The following is a 1499-nucleotide window of genomic DNA, read 5'->3' on the forward strand; positions in this document are numbered from 1 at the left end:
GCGGAACAACTGGAACAGCCGGCACAACCTGTAGCCCTGCCGACGTAAGCACGCCGGACCAAGAAAAGGAAGGAACAGTAAATCGGCCCGGCTTGCCGCTCCGGCGGGAATCTAATCAGATAACAATTGTTATAGCCGGGGCCCGAACAGGCGCAGCCTTATAGCGTCAGCCCGTGCGTGTCGGGCTGGCGGTTCGCTCCTCAAGGGCCTCAGCTCACCCTTCTGAGCTGGGGTCTTTTGGCGGTTGCGCGCCCGCCAAACCTTGTGAGCCAGCGGTAAGCTGTTAGAGAGTGCCATGCCACGTTACTATTTTGATGTAAGGGAAGCGGACGGCCTCACGCTGGACGAGGAGGGATAGAGCTACGGGACGTCGAGGCCGCGCAGAATGCGGCTATGCGATCCTTGGCAGACATGGCCAGGGAGGCATCTAGGAGCACCGTCAGGCATGCTATGGCGATCGAAGTTCGCGATGCAGACGGGCATGTCCCAGGTCAAATTCACGCTCGCGATAGCGCGGCCCAAGCTGGCCATCATTGCAAACGGCCTCAGCGCAGGGGAGCGCTGAGGCCGTCGTCACAGGAGTAGGGGCCGGCCCGGCACCGAACTCCGCTATTTCCCGGCCTGCTTAGTTCCTAGGCCCGTTAGCCTGCTGCCTGTCAATCGGAAGCTCGCCTTCAATGGCGCCCGTGCCGATCAACCATTCGCTCTCTTTAGCCAAGCGATAGCAGGCGGCAATGTCATATCGCTTTCTCAACAAGTCGACGATAGCCGTCGCAGCTAGGCTTCGAATTCGGCCGCTCTCTCCAAATAGTCCGCGACGCTACGCACGTTGCCCTCGCTATTCCGGGGGTTGCAGGCCGGGCCGACTTCAGCCACTCGTCATTATGCGAGCGTCGGCCTGCCGGGCTTTCCGTTCGAAGTCATGCCGCTTAATGCCTGTCGGTTTTTCGAGAAGCCATCTTATGCTTTTCACCTCGGCTCTCGATCCATCCATGTTCGCGTATGCGGCTCAGCGTGGCTTCATCCACCGGAATGGGAAGGTGAGCGGCGAGCTTCCAATCGGCTTAGAGATTGCATAAGCGATCGCTGGGCCATGTTTGAACAGGTGAGTTGTTGCCAGTCATTTCCTCACCTTCAGCCTCAGCTCGACCACCCGGTGGATCACAAGTGACTATTTCCACGGCTACCGATCGCGCCTGACGTTTCGAAATTCCGAGGGGCCTTTGATGAGGCGGCGCCGGCGCGTGGCCTTTTCCTCGTCGCTTGTATTGGGGATTTGATTGCCGATCACGTCAGAAGCCAATTCGACTGCGCGTGCGGCACCTTGCTTAGCGGTCGAGAGAACGCGGGGCCGCTTAGGCGAGGTGGATTTTGACAGACCGATCTCGACGAGCCGGCGGATAGCTTCTGACAATGACGGAGTGTCTGACTGGTTCTCGGCCCACCGCACGATAGCAGCGCGGATAGCCGGATCAGCCCGAAATCCCATGAGCGGCCTG

Annotated in this window: 2 protein-coding genes; one reads left to right on the forward strand and one right to left on the reverse strand. The window is 59.5% G+C overall.

Annotated features, from left to right (window positions below; translation table 11 throughout):
* Positions 1–393: 393 nt before the first annotated feature.
* The gene (locus tag KJQ96_RS42535; RefSeq protein ID WP_375293271.1) at positions 394–585 is read left to right on the forward strand and encodes a hypothetical protein; all 192 of its coding nucleotides are present in this window, start codon (positions 394–396) and stop codon (positions 583–585) included.
* A gap of 598 nt (positions 586–1183) precedes the next feature.
* Here the strand turns inward: KJQ96_RS42535 and KJQ96_RS38120 are convergent.
* Positions 1184–1499 (reverse strand): hypothetical protein (locus KJQ96_RS38120; protein ID WP_213291121.1); only part of this gene is annotated, 316 nt, incomplete at its 5' end.

Origin of the sequence: Bradyrhizobium sp. sGM-13 (assembly GCF_018398875.1) — a bacterium.
In the GTDB taxonomy this organism is placed as follows: Bacteria; Pseudomonadota; Alphaproteobacteria; order Rhizobiales; family Xanthobacteraceae; genus Bradyrhizobium.

Excerpts from the sequence above, each read along its gene's own strand:
- KJQ96_RS42535 (WP_375293271.1), top strand. The coding sequence starts at position 394 with ATGCGATCCTTGGCAGACATGGCCAGGGAGGCATCTAGGAGCACCGTC.